At 43.5% G+C, this 20,817-nt stretch carries 20 protein-coding genes; 14 read left to right on the plus strand and 6 right to left on the minus strand.

Going from position 1 to position 20,817, the window contains the following annotated elements; translation table 11 throughout:
- Positions 1-66: 66 nt before the first annotated feature.
- Positions 67-1,563 carry a mechanosensitive ion channel domain-containing protein gene (locus tag ACL6C3_RS10490; RefSeq protein WP_413167115.1) on the minus strand — a complete coding sequence of 499 codons (1,497 nt, stop codon included), beginning with the start codon at positions 1,561-1,563 and terminating at the stop codon, positions 67-69.
- Between the two features lie 56 nt (positions 1,564-1,619).
- On the opposite strand from ACL6C3_RS10490, the gene ACL6C3_RS10495 reads away from it, so the two are divergent.
- Positions 1,620-2,000, plus strand: a complete 381-nt coding sequence (locus ACL6C3_RS10495; protein ID WP_413167116.1) for a VOC family protein — start codon at positions 1,620-1,622, stop codon at positions 1,998-2,000.
- 100 nt (positions 2,001-2,100) lie between these two features.
- Here the strand turns inward: ACL6C3_RS10495 and ACL6C3_RS10500 are convergent, their stop codons facing one another.
- Positions 2,101-3,051, minus strand: coding sequence for a DUF1517 domain-containing protein (locus tag ACL6C3_RS10500; RefSeq protein ID WP_413167117.1), 951 nt, complete (start codon positions 3,049-3,051; stop codon positions 2,101-2,103).
- A 330-nt stretch (positions 3,052-3,381) separates the two neighbouring features.
- Here ACL6C3_RS10500 and ACL6C3_RS10505 point away from each other — a divergent pair, with 330 nt between their 5' ends.
- Together ACL6C3_RS10505 and ACL6C3_RS10510 are read left to right on the plus strand one after the other, a co-directional pair.
- Complete coding sequence (locus ACL6C3_RS10505; protein WP_413167118.1) at positions 3,382-3,918, plus strand: hypothetical protein; 537 nt, start codon at positions 3,382-3,384, stop codon at positions 3,916-3,918.
- Positions 3,919-4,255: 337 nt separating this feature from the next.
- Positions 4,256-6,049, plus strand: coding sequence for an ABC transporter ATP-binding protein (locus ACL6C3_RS10510; protein ID WP_413167119.1), 1,794 nt, complete (start codon positions 4,256-4,258; stop codon positions 6,047-6,049).
- 118 nt (positions 6,050-6,167) lie between these two features.
- Here ACL6C3_RS10510 and ACL6C3_RS10515 read toward each other — a convergent pair whose 3' ends face one another.
- Positions 6,168-6,767, minus strand: a complete 600-nt coding sequence (locus tag ACL6C3_RS10515) for a macro domain-containing protein (RefSeq protein ID WP_413167120.1) — start codon at positions 6,765-6,767, stop codon at positions 6,168-6,170.
- A 139-nt stretch (positions 6,768-6,906) separates the two neighbouring features.
- Here ACL6C3_RS10515 and gor point away from each other — a divergent pair, with 139 nt between their 5' ends.
- From gor to ACL6C3_RS10570, 11 genes are all read left to right on the plus strand, one after another.
- Positions 6,907-8,253: a glutathione-disulfide reductase gene (gor, locus tag ACL6C3_RS10520; RefSeq protein WP_413167121.1), complete on the plus strand. Its 1,347-nt coding sequence runs from the start codon at positions 6,907-6,909 to the stop codon at positions 8,251-8,253.
- A gap of 118 nt (positions 8,254-8,371) precedes the next feature.
- Entirely contained in the window at positions 8,372-9,730 is a 1,359-nt protein-coding gene (locus tag ACL6C3_RS10525; protein WP_413167122.1) for a GH39 family glycosyl hydrolase, read from the plus strand.
- Positions 9,731-10,141: 411 nt separating this feature from the next.
- Positions 10,142-11,725, plus strand: coding sequence for a diguanylate cyclase domain-containing protein (locus tag ACL6C3_RS10530; RefSeq protein ID WP_413167123.1), 1,584 nt, complete (start codon positions 10,142-10,144; stop codon positions 11,723-11,725).
- 143 nt (positions 11,726-11,868) lie between these two features.
- Complete coding sequence (locus ACL6C3_RS10535; RefSeq protein ID WP_413168295.1) at positions 11,869-12,444, plus strand: sigma-70 family RNA polymerase sigma factor; 576 nt, start codon at positions 11,869-11,871, stop codon at positions 12,442-12,444.
- Positions 12,441-12,818, plus strand: a complete 378-nt coding sequence (locus ACL6C3_RS10540) for a hypothetical protein (protein WP_413167124.1) — start codon at positions 12,441-12,443, stop codon at positions 12,816-12,818. The genes ACL6C3_RS10535 and ACL6C3_RS10540 overlap by 4 nt, the downstream gene beginning before the upstream one ends.
- Positions 12,819-12,851: 33 nt before the next feature.
- Positions 12,852-13,310 carry a Spy/CpxP family protein refolding chaperone gene (locus ACL6C3_RS10545; RefSeq protein WP_413167125.1) on the plus strand — a complete coding sequence of 153 codons (459 nt, stop codon included), beginning with the start codon at positions 12,852-12,854 and terminating at the stop codon, positions 13,308-13,310.
- Between the two features lie 107 nt (positions 13,311-13,417).
- Positions 13,418-14,398, plus strand: a complete 981-nt coding sequence (locus tag ACL6C3_RS10550) for an SDR family oxidoreductase (RefSeq protein WP_413167126.1) — start codon at positions 13,418-13,420, stop codon at positions 14,396-14,398.
- Between the two features lie 343 nt (positions 14,399-14,741).
- Positions 14,742-15,659: an NAD(+) kinase gene (locus tag ACL6C3_RS10555; protein WP_413167127.1), complete on the plus strand. Its 918-nt coding sequence runs from the start codon at positions 14,742-14,744 to the stop codon at positions 15,657-15,659.
- 79 nt (positions 15,660-15,738) lie between these two features.
- Positions 15,739-16,434: a response regulator transcription factor NblR gene (gene nblR / locus ACL6C3_RS10560; protein ID WP_413167128.1), complete on the plus strand. Its 696-nt coding sequence runs from the start codon at positions 15,739-15,741 to the stop codon at positions 16,432-16,434.
- Positions 16,435-16,533: 99 nt separating this feature from the next.
- Entirely contained in the window at positions 16,534-17,091 is a 558-nt protein-coding gene (locus ACL6C3_RS10565) for a DUF192 domain-containing protein (protein WP_413167129.1), read from the plus strand.
- Positions 17,092-17,755: 664 nt separating this feature from the next.
- The gene (locus ACL6C3_RS10570; protein WP_413167130.1) at positions 17,756-17,974 is read left to right on the plus strand and encodes a DUF2949 domain-containing protein; all 219 of its coding nucleotides are present in this window, start codon (positions 17,756-17,758) and stop codon (positions 17,972-17,974) included.
- A gap of 133 nt (positions 17,975-18,107) precedes the next feature.
- On the opposite strand, the gene ACL6C3_RS10575 is transcribed toward ACL6C3_RS10570, so the two are convergent.
- From ACL6C3_RS10575 to trpC, 3 genes are all read right to left on the minus strand, one after another.
- On the minus strand, positions 18,108-19,265 hold the full coding sequence (locus ACL6C3_RS10575; RefSeq protein ID WP_413167131.1) for a pyridoxal-phosphate-dependent aminotransferase family protein: 1,158 nt from the start codon (positions 19,263-19,265) through the stop codon (positions 18,108-18,110).
- Positions 19,266-19,310: 45 nt separating this feature from the next.
- Positions 19,311-19,556: a DUF5340 domain-containing protein gene (locus ACL6C3_RS10580; protein WP_413167132.1), complete on the minus strand. Its 246-nt coding sequence runs from the start codon at positions 19,554-19,556 to the stop codon at positions 19,311-19,313.
- Between the two features lie 86 nt (positions 19,557-19,642).
- The gene (gene trpC, locus ACL6C3_RS10585; RefSeq protein WP_413168296.1) at positions 19,643-20,533 is read right to left on the minus strand and encodes an indole-3-glycerol phosphate synthase TrpC; all 891 of its coding nucleotides are present in this window, start codon (positions 20,531-20,533) and stop codon (positions 19,643-19,645) included.
- Between the last annotated feature and the right edge of the window lie 284 nt (positions 20,534-20,817).

A 20,817-nucleotide genomic window follows, 5' to 3' on the forward strand; every position in this document is an offset into this window, starting at 1 on the left:
TAGGTTTGGTTAAGCGTAAGCGCAACTGAAAAAAAGTAAATTTATGTTAGGTTTTATCAAGCCAAGCTACAGGATTTCGGGTTTTGAAAGGTGTTGAAAATTAAACAGTTTTTGAATGCGTTGACGAATCCAAACTATAGGATTATGATGGTTTTCTGATTCTTCCATTAACCCTAACGCTTTCAATTTGATCTGACAATTGGCGACAATTTCTTGACGTTTGGCGAGTTCTTCTGCTAAAATATTAACTAAATCCGGCTTGTCTTTGATAAAGGCTTGAAAGTTATGTTTGTGAATAATAAATAACGTTGTTTCTTCCAAACAGCGAATGCTAGCCGGTTGAGGAACACCCAACATTAAAGAAAATTCCCCGAAAAATTGGTGAGTTTTAAGAACATCAATTTGTCGGTCAACCTTTTCGAGATAAGCTTCCACAGAACCGGATAGAATAAGATAAAATCCATTCCCCGTTTCTCCTTCGCGAAAGATAACTTCTGAAGCTTGAAACTTTTTCCGATATCCCAGTTCTATTAACTGTCTGAGATGGAAATCATTACAATATTTAAAATAGCAGACCTTTTTTAAAATATCTTTCAAAAATATGGGTTCGGGGGGAATTTCAGTCGGAGAGGGAGAAGCAATAGAAAGTTTTCGTTTCTGGGGTTCGAGTTGGGGGGAAAAGGTTAAACTTTCGGAATTTCTCACCCATAAATCTCTTTGAGGAAAAGGAATAGAAATTCCGTGCTGACGAAATTGATGTTCAATAATGTAGAGAATTGAACTTTTAACCGAAATTCGAGTATCAATTTGATTGACATAAACCCAAAGTTCAAAGTCTAAAGAATTATCTCCAAACCCGATAAATTTAACTTTTGGCGAAGGATCGTGTAAAACATTGGGTTCGTTATAAGCACAGTCTAACAAAATTTCGGTAACAATAACCGGATCGCTTCCATAAGCAACACCAACGGGAATTTTAATCCGTCCCCGGAAGCTATCTAAACTCATATTCACCAAACGATTTTCAACGAGTTGACTGTTGGGAACAACCACATCAAATTGATCGAACGTTTCAATTAAAGTCGAACGAATCGAAATTTCTTTAACATAACCACTCATCCCATCTAATTCGATAAAATCTCCAACTTTAATTTTTCGTTCGAGTAAAATCGTTAAACCGCTAACAAAATTTTTAGTAATATCTTGTAACCCAAACCCAATCCCAATACCCAAACCGCCGGCTAAAATAGCGAGAGAAGCAACATCAATACCGTTAGCTTGTAAAACTAAAATACAGCCTAAAACCCCAACTCCATAACCCAAAATTGTTGAAAGAACTTCTCGGTTACTCGCATCTATTTTTAATTTTGTCAGCAGTTGTTGTTTTAACAATTGCTTGAATAGCCGAGAAAGTAAAATGGCAACAATTAATGAAATTGTTAAATTTAAAACGGCTAAAATCGAGACAGATTTATTACCAATTTTGAATAAGGGATCGGTCAAAAAGGCAAACTTTAAAGAATAATTTACAGCTAAAATTTGCAGCACTCTTGGTTGTATCATATTTTAAACCTACTGACAACATTAAACTCAACGAATTATAGATGAGGGAAGATACGATGAAATTAAATCAAGTCACGATTGGTGTGACAGACATGAATAAATCCATTCAGTTTTATCAAGGATTGGGATTGATTCAAATTGTCGCCACAGAAGACTTACATTATTCTCGGTTTTTGTGTCCCGATGGAGAGGCGACTTTTTCTTTAGAAAAGGTGGAATCAGTTACAGCAAACCCAACGACAACCATTTATTTTGAATGCGATCACCTCGATGAAAAAGTTAAACAATTACAAGCTGCTGGATATGATTTTGAAAGTGAACCAACAGACCAAAGTTGGCTGTGGAGAGAGAGTTATTTACTTGACCCAGATGGGAACAGAATTTGTCTCTACTCGGCGGGAGAAAATCGAATTAACCCTCCTTGGCGGTTAAAATAATTAATAGTTATTAGATTGTAGGATGGGTTAAAGCTAAACCCGAAAAACCCGGCTTCTTCTGCGAAACCGGGTCTTTTAGTCGATTCAATTAAACGGGGAATTAAACGAGCGCCAAGTTGGGATAATTTGCCAACATATCATCAGTAGAAAGTGTATCTCCTTTGGCTTGGGGAGTCCATAAAACTTCTACTGCTAACAATTGTTCCGGACCCACAGAACCCAAACGGCTAACAGCTTGACGCAAATCTTGAGCGCTATTAACCTTCGGTAATTCTAACTTACCAACCGTTCCCACAACCAAAGTTACAACAATATATTCTCCCGGCGCTTGACTTTCTTGGGGAACAATTTCGCCGTTACCCGTTTCAGCAGATTTGATTGCGGGTGCGGTTTGACCGGAAAGTTGGTTATTATAATTAGAGAGCGTTTCTTCGGTGAATTTGCTGCGTTCCGCGATCGCCCACTGATTAAATTGAGACTCAGCAGATTCCATTCCGGCGCGTGTGGTTTCAGCCGCACCATAAGCCCAATATTCGGGATGGCGCAACAGGGCTAACGTGGCTTCCTGTAAGACTTGGGCGCGACCTTCAGCCGAACCGGTATCTGCGTTTTGAGCGATGCGATCTAAGTCATCTTGTAAGCTGCGACCCTCGGCCAGCAAACCGACCTGTACGCGCCCAACAGACACGCCCATGCGTCCGTAACCGCCTGTTTCTTCGCCTCCGGATGCCGCCGACTGGAAGCTTCTCACCAGGAAATTCGCGATCGCAATAAAGATGAAGACTGTAAATAGGCTACCAAATCCCCCGAAACCAAAGAAAGGAATCAGGAAGGGGAAGCCAAAGCCGCCGCCACCGTAACCCCCCGGCGCTCGGGTTGGGCCGGGTGCGTAGGTTCTCGGGGTTCTAAAGGAACCACCGCCAATGCGTCCACCACTGCGGGCCGCCAGTGCAAAATCGGCCTGTGAGAAGATTAAAGTAAAAACTATCCCGAAAGCTACTAAGGATTTCAAAATTGATTTTATTCGAGATTGTTGTTTTTCGTTCTTCATAGAGTTTTCTATTTTAACTTCGGGTTAACCTTGAGGGGATAACCGACCTCACCTAATACTGTAACGTTTCTTGGGTACCGTTTTTAACCTGCTGATGGGGGGATTTCCGCAATTTTTTGGGTTATACCCGTCTGGAGTTAACAAAGTTTGAGGTTTCAGGTTTGGGGTTTGGAGTGACAGCCGACGAACCCATTATGATAAACAGGTAAGCTGATGTCATCTATTGATTTTAGATTTTATCATTTTGTTAACCCGAGGATTGAATTTTTGAGGAAAACACAAGATTTTTTTAAGGTTCTGAAACTTCGGAAAATTACCCGTCTATTTTTTATGAGCGTTATTGTTTTTGCAATTGAGATTAATACTGTTACTCCTCTTTCGGTCAGTGCGTTAACGGTTTCTCGAACGATTATTCGTCCAAATTCTGTTAATCAACAAACTTGTCCGGCTGATTTACAAACCTTACTCGACGAAATGTTACCGGATTTACCCAGTTATACCAATCGGGTGATTGAACGTCGGAGTAACAGTCGTGATTCTAAACGAGATACTTCTATTTTACTCGCCGGAAAATTAGATGAACTCGAACCTTTACCGTTTAACGTGAATTTGGATTATCCCGATGAAACTTTCCTCGTTTATCTAAAAACTTGGCAACGACAATATTATAACAATAAAGTGATTCGAGTTCAACAATATCATTGGTTATTTTTGCGAAAAAGTTCGTCGGGTTGGGAGTTTGAAAAGATGTTTTCTAAGTCGAGTTCTTATCCGAGATATGGATTTTATCCGGTTCCCGGTGAAACCAGCAAAAGTGCGATCGCCGAAGCGATTCGGTTGTGGTTGCGCGACTGTAAAGCTAAATAATTTCTGTTTGTTGTTGGGCTTCAGCCCAAAATTATCGATGCCGCATTGCAACAACGAAGTTATTCTTTTTTATCGGTTTGTTGTTGGGATGAGCGCCCTATAAATCTGCGCTAAAGCACCACAACGAACTTACTTTTTTATCGGCTTGTTGTTGGGATGAGCGCCCTATAAATCTGCGCTAAAGCACCACAAAGAATTAATTTTTTTCTCGATTTGTTGTTGGGATGAGCGCCCACAGTCTTTAGATCATTATAAACTGCCAGCGCCAACCCAGTTGAAATTTTTTAAAATATAACAATAATACACAATAGTCTTTAACCCCTAACTTAGAATTCCCGTGAATCATTCAACTTCATCTTCTCAACCTTTACCGAATCAGTTGTTTTCCAACTATCGGAGCGATCGCCCGTTTAAAACCCTACTCAACCTCTATCAAAAAGATCGGGGATATATTGGGCTATCAATGCTATTTTACATCATCAAACACAGCCCGGAATGGATTCGCCCGTTAATTATAGCCAATATCATCGATATTATCACCAATCCCAACAATCATAGTTTATCCCAATTGTGGATTAATGGGGCAATTTTAGCCTTTTCAATTTTACAAAATACTCCGACTCATTACTTGCATATTCGGTTGTTGAGTACCGCAACTCATACAATGGAATACAACCTCAGATCGGCAATTACCCGTCAGTTACAATACCTTTCAATTGGTTTTCATAAACAGCGCAATTCCGGCGCAATTCAAAATAAACTCCTGCGGGATGTCGAAGCCGTCGCCCTGTTAACAAATCATATTTTTCAGTTTCTCCCGTCGGCGATTTTAACGATTTTAATCGCAATTACCGTTACCGCCATTCGTGCGCCAGGATTTTTGATATTTTTCTTAGGAACAATTCCGGTAGCGGTTATCTTAGTCCGCAATTTTAGAGGGCCAATTCGTTCTCGAAATTCGGTTTTTCGCCAACAAATGGAAACCACATCAGCCTATTTAATTGAAATGCTGAAATTGATTCCCATTACTCGCGCTCACGGCGTTGAAGAAGCGGAAATTTATCGCACAGAAAAACGCTTAAAAACCCTCAAAGAAGCCAGTATTCGACTCGACTCAATTAATGCTTTAGCCAATTCCGCATCTTGGGTCAGTTTGCGTTCTTTTAACTTGGTTTGCTTGCTGAGTTCCGCTTGGTTAGCCTATACCGGAAAATGGGGAATTACAGTCGGAGATGTGGTGTTATTAACCGGATATTTTGATTCAATTACAGGTTCAGTTGTGCAGATTTTGGGGGTACTTCCTCAAATTGGAAAAGGGTTCGAGGCGCTGTCAAGTATTGGGGAAGTTTTAGAATCTCCCGATGTCGAACATAATCACGGAAAAACCCCTATTAAACGGCTAAAAGGTGAGTTTAGTTTTGAGTCGGTTTCTTTTGTTTATCCCGAAAGCACACAACAAACCGCCATTACCGATTTTTCTCTACACGTCAAACCCGGAGAAACTATCGCCATTGTTGGGCCGTCCGGGGCGGGAAAATCCACATTGTTAAACTTAATTATTGGGTTTTTGCGTCCAACTTCGGGTAAAATAAAACTGGATGGACAGGATATGAACTCTCTAGATTTAAGAACTTACCGCCAGTTTTTATCTGTGGTTTCTCAGGAAACAATCTTATTTGAGGGAACGGTTCGAGAAAATATTTTATATGGAAAAGATTCTGTTGGGGAACGACGGTTAAAGCAAGCCATTCGCGAATCAAACGCCGATGAATTTATCCAAAATCTTCCCTACGGATTGGAAACTCAAATCGGTGAAAATGGCGTTAAACTCTCGGGGGGACAGCGCCAACGCATCGCCATTGCACGGGCTTTAATTCGCGATCCGCGCGTGTTAATTTTGGATGAAGCAACCAGTTCTTTGGATACGGTTTCTGAGTCGTTAATTCAAGAAGCGTTAGATCGGTTGATGGAAAATCGAACCACGTTTATTGTCGCCCACCGTCTCTCCACTATTCGCAAAGCAGATCGAATTGTTGTCTTAGAAAACGGTAAAATTGTAGAAGTGGGAAATCACGAACAGTTATTAGAAAATCAGGGTTTATTTGCAATTTTACACGCTTTACAAAGTTAGTTGATTGAAAAAAACTGTTCACAGTTATAATAAATAATCAAAATGTGGAGTTGTTCGCCATGCCTAAGTTGTAAATCAAAATAGAGATTATCTCAAAAATTACGATTTCAACTTAAACTTAAGTTCGGTTTCGACCCTCCCAAATTTCAAGCTGTCTTTCTGCCGCAAAAAAAGTATTAATAGAAGTCGGCGGATAAACAAAATGGTCGTAAGCTAACGCCATTTGACGGGCGGCTTCCGAATAAGGAACTTTACCAATTCCCGTCCCCAAACCCGGACAAAGAACCGATTCAATTTGTCGTTTATGATGTAAATTATGACGGCGAATTTCCAACAACATCGCCCACATTGCCGTATAAGGAATATCGGTTCCGGCGATCGACATCGGAACCCGCATGGTTGGCGTATGGGCTAAAAAAGGATGTTTGAGATGTTGGGTTTCAACAATTAAAGATGTTCCTACCGGTTGTTCGCCGAGATATTCTGTTAAAATCTTTTCTTGAACTCGCACCATTAATTCTTTGCCAAAATAACGAATAATTGCCGCATCTATTCCCCCATCCATCAGCCCAAAAGAATTGGCGGGACTCACCAAACAATCGTACTCCGATACCGCCTCAAAAGAGCTATTAATAATTTGGACATCCGGTAAATAATGAAAATGTTCTCGAAAAGCCGCAGTTAAAGCGGGGTTGGGCGCCACTAAAATCAGTTTCAAGGTTAATCACTCCATTGAACTTCTACTTTTATTTTAGCTGAATTTACACGCAAACTCAGTTATAATAGAAGTTAAAGGTAAAATCGAGTTGACCACAGCGAAACAACTGGAGAAATTCTCTACACGAGGTAATTTAATTATGGCTTATGACTACGATCTATTTGTAATTGGTGCCGGTTCGGGTGGCTTGGCTTCTTCCAAACGGGCGGCTTCCTACGGGGCAAAGGTGGCGATCGCAGAAAATGATTTAGTCGGCGGAACTTGCGTCATTCGGGGCTGCGTTCCGAAAAAATTGATGGTCTACGCTTCCCATTTTTCCCACACCTATAAAGATGCACTCGGCTACGGTTGGAGCGAAGTTGAACCCTCTTTTGATTGGAAAAAATTAGTCGATGTCGTCGATAAAGAAGTGCGACGTTTGAGCCAATTACACATTAGTTTTTTGGAAAAAGCCGGGGTTGAACTGATACAGGGATACGCCAAATTTATCGATCCGCATACTTTAGAAGTTGGCGATCGCAAAGTTACGGCCGATAAAATTTTAATCGCCACCGGAGGGCATCCCGTTAAACCGGAAATCCCCGGAATTGAATATACAATTTCCTCGGATGATATGTTCCTTTTAACCGAACAACCGAAGCGGTTTGCCGTTTGGGGAGGGGGTTATATTGGCGTAGAATTTGCCTCGATTCTCAACAGTTTGGGGAGTGAAGTTAGCCAAATTATTCGCCGCGATTATATCTTGCGGGGATTCGATAAAGATATTCGCAGCAATATTCAAGAGGGAATGAGCAAACACGGCGTTAATTTTCTCACCAATACCACAATTCAAAAGATTGAAAAAACCGATGAAGGCTTGAAAATTACCCTCAGCGATGAACAGGCAGAAAAACCTTTAATTGTCGATCAACTCCTCTGTGCAACCGGTCGAAAACCCAATTTGGGTGGATTAATGTTAGAAAATGCCGGCGTTGAAGTCAACAATGGTGCGATCGCCGTTACCCCGGATAGCCAAACTTCTCAACCTCATATTTATGCCGTCGGAGACTGCACGGATCGGGTAAATTTAACCCCGGTTGCTATTGCGGAAGGTCGGGCTTTTGCCGATACCGAATATGGTCATAATCCTCGATTTATTACCTACGAAAATATTGCCACAGCCGTTTTTTCTCAACCGGAAGCCGCAACAGTGGGAATGTCCGAAGAACAAGCCAAAGCAAAATTTGGAGAGGAAATAAAATGCTATACGGTTCGTTTTCGTCCCCTGTTTCATAGTTTAACAGGCTCCGATGAAAAAGTGTTTATGAAGTTAGTTGTTGAAACCAACACCGATCGCGTTTTAGGGGCGCATATGGTTGGGAAAGAAGCAGCGGAACTCATTCAAGGAGTGGCGATCGCCGTGAACATGGGAGCGACGAAGAAAGATTTTGATAATACAATGGGAATTCACCCCACGAGCGGTGAAGAATTCGTAACCATGCGCTAAAATTAAACTACAATTAAAAAAGGAGAGAATGGAAAATAAACAAATTCATTCCTCCTTTTTGCTGTCCTGCTTGATAGCACGACTCTATTAATCGTTATTTTCTGTTCAAACTTTATTAATGGAAAAATTAAACCAGTTTAATCTTTTAGCCCGCCTCAAACGGGGTCAAAAAAAGCCATTCAAAATCTTTTTTGCCCTGCTATTGATCGGTTTTACATTAGTTACCTTTTTCAGCCAACAATTACCAGTTTTTGGACAAACTCAAGCCACCGTTACCATTGATTTTGGTGCGCCCGTCCGGGGAATTCATTCGATGAGCGGTTTTTTATATGGAATTGGGGATAACAAGCCGCCCAATAATATGATAAGCCCGTTGCAACCAAAATTATGGCGATCATCAAACTTAAATCAATATCCTCGAATTACCGGCTTGGGTTCCGAATTTCAGTTATTATTAAGTGATACTTGGGGCTACGGTAATGCAGGTAGACCCTGGCCTTATGAAAACTATAGTCAATGGGAAGAACACGTTAGAAAAGTCGCTCAACAACATAAAAATAAAAACATGACCTGGGATGTTTGGAACGAGCCGGACATCAAAGATCCCTTTTGGCGAGGAAGTCGAAAACAGTTTTTTGAAACCTACAAACGAGCTTATACTGTAATTCGTCAAGAATTGGGGCCAAACGTATTGATTGGAGGGCCGAGTATTGCCAAGTATGATAAACGTTTTCTCCGAGAATTTTTAGATTATTGTCAAGAAAATAACCTGGAAGTGAACTTTATTTCTTGGCATGAACTCAACGATCAAGACATTATCCGAATTAACGATCATGTCGATGAAGTTCGGCGTTCATTTATCCAAAATCCCAAGTATCAAAGCCTAAAAATTCAGAAAATTTATCTCAATGAAATTGTCGGGCCAATTGCTCAATATCGCCCCGGAGAAAATTTAGGATATCTAGCGTATACCGAACAAAGTCGAGTTGAGGGTGCTGCAAAAGCCTGTTGGGAACCCCTCGGAGGCGGACGCAATAATTGTTTTAATGAAAGTCTCGATGGTTTGGTCAGCCCCGATCAATCAGCCCCGAGGGCCGTTTGGTGGGTGTACAAAGCCTATGCCGACGGCCTGAGTTCTCGGGTCAAGAGCGAGTCGAGCAACCCCCGGGTCGTCGCCTTAGCCAGTCAGTCCAACCCCAAAGGTGAAGCTCAAATTCTGCTCGGTTATTTTCAACACTTAGCCTCACCGGGAACCGCAACCGTTGTCCTGACGCTGAGAAATTTACAACAGCTTGAAATTGCTCGCTCTCAAAAACCGTTAACCTTGGCGGTGGCGAGAATTCCCGACTCAGGAGAGAAAATAATTCCCCAACTTAGCACCATTAAACAAGAGCAATTTTCTCTCAATAATCAAACTGTGCGGTTGACAATTCCCAATATTAAATTGCACGAAAGTTATTTGCTAACAATTCGTTAAAGAAAAAGTTGTCAATCCTGTGTTTTAGGATACTATCTCCGGGGAGTGATTTTTGTTAATTTAACCAATATACTTCTTTAGATGGATGCGTATTAACAAAACCACTCTCCGAAAATGTATTAAAAGTTTAGAAAATGTTTGAGAACTTCAAACTCTCCCCAACATTAGCCTCAGATTCTCCGAAATCGATTTGATTTCACTCTCAGTTTACATAAGAATTGTAAAGAACTATAAATAAAGTTCACTCGCTGACTTATCCTAGATCCTATAACCTCTATTTAATCAAGAAAAAAAAGGAGGAGGTGAGTTGGAACCGTGCATAAGTTTTTATGTCCATGCTGTTCTGAACCCCTATTGGTTCATATTAGCGGTCACAAAAAGATCGGATTCTGTATACAGTGTCATCAAGAAATGCCGCTGTTAGAAAATTATGGTTCCTCTGGAATCACAGCTTATTCGGAGGTCGAGTACAGTTCTGTTGATCCCCTGGTTAATTTCAACGATATTCAACAGCTATCTCATCAATTCCTCGGAACCCGACTCGAAGGAATCGTAATTTTAGACCGAGATAAAAAGATCGCATTTTTAAATCCCAAGATGGCAGAAATGCTCGGGTACACAATAGAAGAAATGAGCGGAAAATCGTTTCATTTTTTCTTGGATCGAGATCATCCGGCATTTTCTCAGCTTTGTTCCTATAAAAATCTACCCAAAAAAGAAGAAACTTACGAAATAAAATTGCACCACAAACAAGCCCAATTAATTTGGGTTAAGTTGTCAATTAACGTTCTCCGAAATCAAGAAAATCAGTTTAAAGGCTATCTTTGTCGAGCAATTGACATCACCGATAGCAAACTCATGGCTTTAGAAATCAAACAACAAAATCGACGGGAACAAGCGCTCAACCGTCTGACTCAAGTGATCAGATCCTCACTCAACCTAGAGATCGTTTTTGCAGCAGCCGTCGAAGAAATTGGTAAACTCTTTCCCGTGTTATCGGTGCAAATTGTTGAATATCTCTCCGATGAACAATGCTGGTTGAGTCGAGCCGAATACCGTTCTCCCGATGCCGAAACCGTCAATTCTAGAGAAAGTTTAGAACCGATTAAAAGATTAGTTCATCCGCGATTATTGCGCTTTGATTCTCGCAGTTTCGTTAAATTAGCCCAAGAGAAAGCCTCAATTTCCCGAAAAGAACCCGCCGATTTAAACGCCCACTCAAATTCACATCAAAAACCGAAAACAGACGAAAATAAAATCGATGAATTTATGGCAAATTGTCCGGGTGCTTGGCTACCCGTACCCTTATATTCTCACGCCGAGATTTGGGGAAGTCTGAGTTTAGTCATGCAAAATCCGGGACACAGTTGGCAAGAATCGGATTTAAATTTAATTTACAGTTTTGCCAATCAACTCTCAGTCGCCATCAATCAAGCCTCACTCTATCAGCAACTCGAAGAAGCCAAAAAGAAACTCAAATACTTATCAGGAATTGATAGCTTAACTCAACTGCTCAATCGCCAAAGTTTCAACGAATATCTGTACAAAAAATGGGAACATCTCACCCAAGAATGCTCGCCGCTATCAATGGTATTGTGCGATCTAAACTACTATCCCTTCTATAGAGAAACCTATGGAGAATACGCAGCCGGACAATTCCTAAAACAAGTGGCTCAAGCCATTAACGCTGCGGTCAAAAATCCTCATCATCTGGTCACTCGCTATGATGAAACGGAGTTCGCCGTGTTGTTACCCAAAGCCAACTCCGCCCAAGCTATCCAACTGGTTGAAACGATTCAAACCAAAGTTGAGAAAATTAAATTAACGCCCGAATCTAGATGCGAGGGACAATACTTGTCGATGAGTTTTGGCATCGCCAGCACCATTCCCAAAGCGGATCGTTCACCCGAACAACTCCCGCAAGCCGCCGAACAAGCACTCGATCGCGGCGCCTCTCAACTGTGTAAGTGTTTGCTCTCCAAAAAACTGGGGTAAATAAAATAAAGGAGCAGTTTCTCAGAAAAAGCCAGACATCAAGATTGAACCTTTAAGAACATCTGTGAGTCTCTAATGAGTAGACCAGAAAGGGTACTGCAAAAAAGGAGAATTCGCAGGTGTTCGTTCAGGATACCACCAATATGCTAACTGATGACTGCTCTGATGCCTTTTTGGTACAACAGTGTCAGAAGGGCGATCGCCAATGCTTTCGCTACCTCTACCAACGTTATCACCGAAAAGTGAGGTCAACCCTCTATCAACTCTGCGGCTCTGAGTCCCTTGATGATTTGGTGCAGGATGTGTTCTTGCGGGTGTGGAAAGGCTTACCCTTACTCAAGCAACCGGCAACCTTTTCGACTTGGCTCTATCGGATCACCTGGAATGTGGCCACCGATCGCCGCCGAACCCTGGCGAGAAATAATACCTTTCAGTCCAAACTCAAAACCATCGATCCCACCGGTGATGGTGAGATGGTTTCATCTGGGGCTAATTCTCCTGATTTGATGCACCTGCATTATCAAGATTTGGTACAACGGGGATTAGAGCATCTAACCTTTCAACATCGCACCGTGATTGTACTGCACGATCTAGAGGAAATCCCTCAAAAAGAAATCGCCGAAATCTTAGATATCCCTTTAGGAACCGTGAAGTCCCGTTTATTTCATGCTAGAGCCGCTCTGCGGAAATTTTTGCAACGTGAAGGAGTCAACCTATGAGTGAGTTGCCAACTAACGATCGAGCGTTGATTAATTTTCTCAAGCAACATCGTCCCCCAGTTCCCGAGGCGACACCCGATTTAGAAGAAAAAATTCTCGCGGCTCTCGATAGCCAGGAGGATTCATTACAACCGTCAATGTCTACCCCGACCCCCGTCTCAACCGGAACTTTGCGATCGCTGCGATCGATTTTCTCATGGATTGCCGCCGGTTTGACTTTGGTGTCGATGGGTTATCGGCTCGTCAATACTTCCTCCCTGACTCCGAGCGAACAAGCTCAGTTAGAAGGTTTCATTGAAAGTAATTGGTATGGAGCAATGGAAGAAACTCAAGAAACCAATTGGTTAACGATATCAGACGGCTCCCCAGATTAAAATTTTTAACAAATAGGTGACATTATTAAAGGTATGTTGAGATCTTGGGTTTTTGGGTTAACGCTGTTATTATTGGCGAACACAGGAGCGATCGCCAATGCTGTCACTTGGCAACTGAGCAACCCGCAAATACTGGCTCAAGGGAAAATGTATGCTGGAGAACCAGACGATACAGAACATTTGCTGGAACGGTTAAATGCCACACCCGAGCAGAAACAGAAAATGCAAAAGATTCACGCTCAGTATAAAGATCGCATCTCCCAACACAAACAACTTGTCCGTCAAGCTCAACAACAACTGCAACAACTCCTATCGAGCAGCGCCAGCCAAAGTGAAATACGTCAGCAGTACGATGAATTGCTCCGCCTCAAGCAGGAGATGAGCAAATTACAGTTTGAGATTATTCTCGAAGTTCGGGAGGTGCTGAGTCCCGAACAACGCCGTCAGTTTGCCGACATCATGGAACAAAGACGGCGAAACCGCCCTCGCTAAAGCCCCCAGTCCCGCTCGATTCTCAGAAATTTATGAAGTTTTGTTAAAAAATGAGAGATCTTCTGATACGATCTTAAGTTAAGTTTAAGTTTAATATCGATCTATTCATGACTATATTAATCGTGGGTGCTACTGGCACTCTAGGTAGACAGATAGCTCGTCGGGCGTTGGATGAAGGCTATCAGGTTCGTTGCTTGGTCCGCAGTTACGGCCGTTCGGCGTTTCTCAAAGAATGGGGAGCCGAACTGGTCCCCGGAGATCTCTGCAAACCGGAAACCCTCAAACCCGCCCTGGAAGGGGTAACTGCGGTCATTGACGCCGCCACCTCCCGACCGACAGATTCTTTAAGCATAAAAGATGTCGATTGGAAGGGTAAACTGTCGCTGATCCAAGCAACCCAAGCCGCAGGGATCGAACGTTATATCTTTATCTCCTTCCTCGATGCGGAAAAATACAAACAAGTCCCGCTCCTTGATATCAAACACTGCACGGAGCTATTTTTAGCCGAGTCCGGTTTAAAATACACCATTTTAAAACCCTGTGGATTTTTACAAGGCTTGATCGGTCAGTATGCCATCCCCATTCTAGAAGGTCAATCGGCTTGGGTTCCGGGGGTGAGTTCTCCGATCGCCTATATGGATACCCAAGATATCGCCAAATTTGCCATTCGCGCCCTCTCGGTTGCGGAAACCGAAAACAAAAGCTTCCCCGTCGTCGGTTCCCGGGCTTGGTCGGCCGACGAAATTATCCGCCTGTGCGAGCGACTCTCCGGCAAAGATGCCAAAATTACCCGCACCCCCACCAGCGTGTTAAGATTTGTCCGCAGTCTGACCCGTTGGTTCCAGTGGACGTTAAACATCTCCGATCGCCTCGCCTTTGCCGAAGTCACCGCCACCGGTCAACCCCTGAAAGCCTCTATGGAAGAAACCTACGGCGTCTTCGGTTTCGATCCGGCCGAGATGACCACTCTCGAAGACTACCTCCAAGATTACTACGGCCGGATTATGAAGAAAATTAAAGAAGTCGAATACGAACGGGAAAAACAGAAAAAACGGAAACAAAAAAGAACGCCCTTTAAGAAAACTTAATCCCGACCGCACCGACCGCGATCGTCCCAACCGTTTAATCTTGTCGTCGAGGTGGGGTTAAATGTTGGTTTGGGGGAACTCAAATTATGGTAGAATTCAGTTTAAGTTATGGGGGAAGCAGCACAGAAGACAGCCCCGCGATGTTCAATCCGGGGTACAAAAGCGATCGCGTGTGAACTTTAACCCGATCGCCATGCGGCTCAAACCCTGAGCGACTTACTGTTAATTTCGATTAATTTCGATCGAAAACCCTGAATTAACTCGGGGGAATCAAAATTTAAAAGCTGATTTCAAGCTTTTTGTTGAATTACATTTTTTTTAAACCTAAGTTAAGTTAATTGGCGTGCCCAAAGCTGGGATTATTTATAACGATGCTAAATCAGCAGCTTGTCGAATTGCTGCCGAGTTGAAAGACAAGCTGACTTCTAATGGCTGGCAAGTCCAGATGGCAACCGGGGTGGGAGGTTTACTCGGCTATTCTAATCCGGATCGCCCCCTCTGTCGTACCCCCGTCGATCAACTTGCACCGACCGGGTTCGATGAGGAGATGACGTTTGCCATTGTTCTCGGTGGAGATGGCACGGTATTATCGGCCTCTCGCCAAGTTGCCCCCAAAGGCATTCCCATGCTGACCATCAATACAGGTCACATGGGATTTTTGACCGAAACTTACATCAACCAGTTGCCAACCGTTGTCGAACAGGTGATGGCCGGAGATTACACCCTCGAAGAACGGGCGATGCTTTCTGTGGAGATTTATCAAGACGATAAGTTACTCTGGGAAGCCCTCTGTCTCAATGAAATGGTCTTGCATCGCGAACCGATGACCTGTATGTGCCATTTTGAGGTGGAAATTGGCCGGCACGCTCCGGTTGATATAGCCGCCGATGGGGTGATCATCTCTACCCCAACCGGTTCGACGGCCTATTCTCTGTCGGCAGGCGGTGCCGTTGTTACACCCGATGTGGGGGTTTTGCAACTGCTGCCCATTTGTCCCCATTCTCTGGCCTCGAGAGCCTTAATTTATGCCGAAAAAGAACCCGTGACCATTTATGCGGCCAGTCCGAACCGTTTGGTGATGGTCGTTGATGGCAATGGCGGCTGTTATGTTTTACCCGATTATCGGGTCAGAGTAACGCGATCGCCCCATTCGGCCCATTTTATTCGGCTGAAGTCGCCGGAATTTTTCCAAGTCTTGCGAGAAAAGTTGGGTTGGGGACTGCCCCATATTGCCAAACCGACTTCTGTTGAACTGCCTTGATCGCAAAGACCAAATTCCCATTGTTTTATTAACCCCGATAACGTGGTAAAACGGGTAATATTACGGTGGGGATTTGTCAATGAGTTTAATTGCTGGTGAGCATCATCCTTCAATTTTAGTGATCGAATCCGACGAACTCTTAGCCCAACACGTCAGCTTAGATTTACAAGAATCGGGCTATTATCCCGTTGTGGCTTCTAATGTGGCTCTGGGGTTGCACCGAGCCACTGAAATCCAACCGGCTTTGATCGTCGTCGATCGAATGTTGGGGGGAGAGTCGGGATTAACCCTGTGTCGTCATCTGAGAAATCAGGGAAACCGCACCCCGATGTTGGTGTTTATGGCGCGAGATACCGTAGAAGATCGGGTGGCTTGTTTAGAATCCGGTGCCGATGATTACTTCCTCAAACCCTATCGCACGGAATCCTTTTTACAGTTGGTGCGTCTCTACCTGCAACCGACCGATCGCAATACCGATCAACTGCGCTTTGGCGAATTAGTATTAGATTTGGGGAGTCGATGCGCTTTTCGCAACGGTCGAACGATTGAATTAACCATGAAAGAATTTGACCTGCTGCGATATTTAATGGAACATCCGCGAGAAGTTTTAACCCGCGAACAAATCCTCGAAAATGTTTGGGGTTATGATTTTCTCGGGGAATCGAATGTGATTGAAGTTTATATTCGTTATCTTCGTCTTAAAATAGAAGTCGAAGGGGAAAAACGTCTGATTCAAACCGTTCGAGGTGTGGGCTATGTTTTGCGAGAGTCTTAATGAAATCGGGAACAAATTCACCCGGCTTTACAACTAAATGAATGACTTTGTATTTGCCGGATTTTTTCTCCGGTTTCTCCGGTTTCTCCAAAATATTTTATGAGCAAATTGCTTTTCTATTTACTCCCCATCGGACTGGGAGCGGTATTAAGCGGCGTCATCTTTCCCGCACAAACCGCTTCCACCCTGGAGTTTTTTTTCTCTGGTGATTTTCTCGCTCAAGTTTCATCCCCATCCCAACAAAATTTAGGTCAAATGTTACCTGTAACCGCCCAAACAACCATAGGAGGCGAGGTGATTGAACTCGAAGTCGCCCGCACTCCCACTCAACAACAACTGGGGTTGATGTATCGGACTTCTTTACCCGATAACCGGGGAATGTTGTTTTCTTTTTCTCCCCCTCGGGTTGTCGGCTTTTGGATGAAAAATTGTAAAATTTCTTTAGATATGATCTTTATTCGCGATGGGGTTGTCCAAGCGATTCAAGTGAGTGCGCCGCCCTGCACTTCAGAACCCTGTCCGACCTACGGCCCATCGGTTCCGGTAGACCAAGTAATTGAACTGCGGGGAGGACGCGCCCAAGAGTTGGGCCTCAAACCCGGCGATCGCATTGAGATCGAGTTTCTCAACTCCCTGCGTCCTGAGAATCAACCGTAAATCAGAGGGAATATTTTTTTCACAGAATCTTTACAAAGTTTCACGCTATTTGATAAAAATTTAATAATAAAGTCTACCCAGGAGTCAAAAAATTTGCTACGCTATCATTTCTAACGTCTAAAATTTACCTGGCTTGAAGTGAGCGATTGGCATTGAATTGATTAAGGTGTGAGAGACGAGTGAAAGCCTGAGCGCAACAGGCATCCGAGGAAGTTCAGCATTCGCTTTTTCAAGCGATGTTCGCTTCATTATGGGGATTGAAGTCCAGTCAAAGTTGGCTCAAGACCCATAACTTAACGGAGCTAGTATTGAGGTTCTGTCAACAGACAGATTCAAACCTTTTGAGAAACTGCTGTAGTAGTTAATAGCGAAATTTTTCTGGATTCAGCCTATAACTACGCATGGCTCAATGACTAACTTAAATGGGTGACTCTTGAGTTGCTGATCATCGGCAACCGTGAGGAGTGCATAAGTAGAAAAGAGTTCGGAATTTGATCAACAGAGAATGTAGATCGAAAAGCAGTGAAAGCGTACAACTCAAACCAGTCAGACTTTTTAATTCTGACCTTGCGGGTAGACAGAAAACAAACTGGCTCAGTGTTGTTTTGAAAAAAAACTATCTAGATACACAATGGTGTTAATAAAAGGGGAGGTGAAAACAAAAATGACGCCAAACACCTACTCTCGGTTTGTCCGATTTTTACAAGAAGAGTTATGTGTTTCTCCAGCTTCTATCGCTTTTGCGGAGAAAGCTCAAGCCACGTCTAACGATAAACAAAGATATCGCGATCCGAATCCGTTGTCCATGACTCTTTTGCAGTATGGACTGGTGACTTTAGAACAACTCGATAAAATCTTTGATTGGTTAGAAACTGCCTATTAATGAAGTCAGTGGTCTGCTGGGGTTTGTTGTTAGAACCAAACCGATAAAGGTTTAGCACAAACACTCAACAATTCCCCCTCAACACTTGACCACTGACTGCCCATTTATACGCCCAATAACAGAGGATAAAGGGTTAGGATTCCGCTAAAACCCGAGTCGCCGCAGCCATGCCCGCACCCGGTGTAAAGCCTTCAAAACCCAACTCTCGCAGTGCCACTTCGATCGCAGAAACCGCAGTTAAAATATCGCGATCGCTGACAAATCCCAAGTGACCAATGCGGAAGATTTTCCCTTTGAGATGATCTTGTCCGCCGGCGAGGGCAATATCAAACTGTTTCTTGACCACCGAACGAACCTTTTCGGCATCGACCGCTTCGGGAGGCATAACCGCCGTTACCGCCGTACTCGTTGCATCATCCGGTGCCAACAGGGGCAAATTTAAGCCTTTCATCGCCGCCCGAGTGATTTTCGTCAAACGCTGGTGGCGGGCAAAAATCTGTTCCAAACCTTCGGCTTTCATCATCCTCAACGTCGCCTGCAACGCAAAGAACAAATTCACCGGAGGCGTGAACGGAGTCGTATCTTTGGCCGCCGACTTGCGGTAAGGCCCCAAATCTAAATAATAGCGGGGTAAATTACAGGTTTTATACGCTTCCCAGGCTTTCGCACTTACGGAAACAAATCCCAACCCGGGCGGTATCATGTAACCTTTTTGAGAACCGCTGGCTACCACATCCAAACCCCATTCGTCGATGGGAATATTCACCGCCCCCAAACTGGTCACGGCGTCAACAATAATCAACGCTTCCCCGTGAGCCTTAACATAACGGTTAATCGTTTCCAAATCATTAAGTACGCCGGTTGAGGTTTCGCTGTGGGTCATAATTACCGCCCGAATTTGTTTTTCGGTATCGGCTTCTAACTTTTCGCGGAACTGTTCAGTATCCAAGGGTTTACCCCATTCGGCGGAAATGACATCCACTTCCAAACCGTAGGCTTGGGCAACTTCCGCCCACCGTTCCCCAAATTTACCATTACTTCCGCACAAAACGCGATCGCCGCGACTTAAGAAGTTAATCATTCCGGCTTCCATCGCCCCGGTACCGCTGGCGGTCAAGACCAGCAGATCATTTTGGGTTTGGTGCAACCACTTGAGGTTTTCCGTCACTTCCGCCATGATCTTGCTAAAGTCCCCACTGCGGTGTCCGATGGGGTGTTTAGCCATCGCCAGAAGCGCCTGTTCGGGAACGGGGGTCGGCCCCGGAATCATCAGCATTAATTTGTCATCCATAGCGTTAATCTCTGTGTCTATGTCTATCAGTTGATTATCAGGGTATTAGCTCTTATTTGCCTCTGGGTTAATCTCATTTAAAGACCAACAGGACTCAACGGGCAAATTCGCGTGCAGACAGCTTTGCTCTAACTGCTTTTGTAGGGCGAGCGCTTTGCGAAGGGTGATAATTAGTTGATTGACCTGTTCATACTGTCGAGAATTGTGGTAAAGGGCGACTCGGGTTTTGCGTTCTAGCAGTTGCAGCAGAAGCTCGTAATGAATGTAAGAGGGTAAAGGAATCGGTTCCATGTAGTTAGATTAGAAGCTAATATTGTGGAACCTCAAAGCTAACATCTGATCAGCTTATTATACTACCGGATAGCATTAACTTTTGACTAGCCCTTAGCAATCAGTTGTTGTAATGCCTCTCCCGGATCGGGTTGTTTGACCAAAGACTCCCCGATCAAAACCGCATTCGCCCCCGCATTTTTCACGAAGTTCAGGTCATCTTGAGTATACAAACCCGACTCGCTCACAATCAAGATCTCTCGGGATTTAATTTCTTCGGCTTTGGCTTCTAACAGTTGGCGAGTTGTATCGAGATCGACAGAAAAATCTTCTAAATTACGATTATTAATCCCGATTAAACTCACGCCCTGCAAACTCAAAACCCGTTCGAGTTCATCAAAGGTATGAACTTCAATTAACGGAATCATTCCCAAAGACTTGACAATTTTCAAGAAATATTGTAAATCTTGGTCGGATAAAATCGCCGCAATCAACAAAACCGCATCCGCCCCATAAATTCGAGCCAGATAAATTTGATAAGGATAGATCACAAACTCCTTACACAACAGCGGTAAATCAACGGCAGAGCGAATTTTTCCCAAGTTTTCAAAGCTTCCTTGAAAGAACTTTTCATCCGTCAACACCGAAATACAACGGGCGCCATTTTCTTGATAAGCTTGGGCAATTTTAACCGGATCGAAATCTTCTCGAATTACCCCTTTACTCGGAGACGCCTTTTTCACCTCTGCAATAATAGCAGGTTGGGTCGGACTATTTTTTAACGCCCCTAAAAAATCTTTTGTCGGCGGTAAACCTTCAAGCTGACGCCGCAACTCCAAGAGCGGTAAACGTTCCCGTTTTCTATCAATTTCTCGTTCTTTTTCCCAGACAATTTCTTCTAGGATATTTTGCGGTTTATCATCCGGTACTGCAACTTTATAGCGTAAACTAGCAACATCAACAGCGGGGTTAGGAGGACGACGACGAATTTGCATTATTAGAAATTAGGGAATAGGGTTTACAGTCACCAGTGTTGTAGGGGCGGGTTCTGCGTCAAATTATCTGACTCAGAAATAAGTTAGATAAACCCGCCTTTTTTCACCTCACCACCTCAGCAGTTACCAGTGTTGTAGGGGCGGGTTCTGCGTCAAATTATCTAACTCAGAAATAAGTTAGATAAACCCGCCCCCAACCACCGAACCCGTCACTTTCGTTCTACTGGTATTCAATTATTAATCTGGGTAGATTGAGAAGATTGATTTATTCTCAACCCACCCGATAT

It is taken from the genome of Capilliphycus salinus ALCB114379 (assembly GCF_047276495.1).
In the GTDB taxonomy this organism is placed as follows: Bacteria; Cyanobacteriota; Cyanobacteriia; order Cyanobacteriales; family Microcoleaceae; genus Capilliphycus; species Capilliphycus salinus.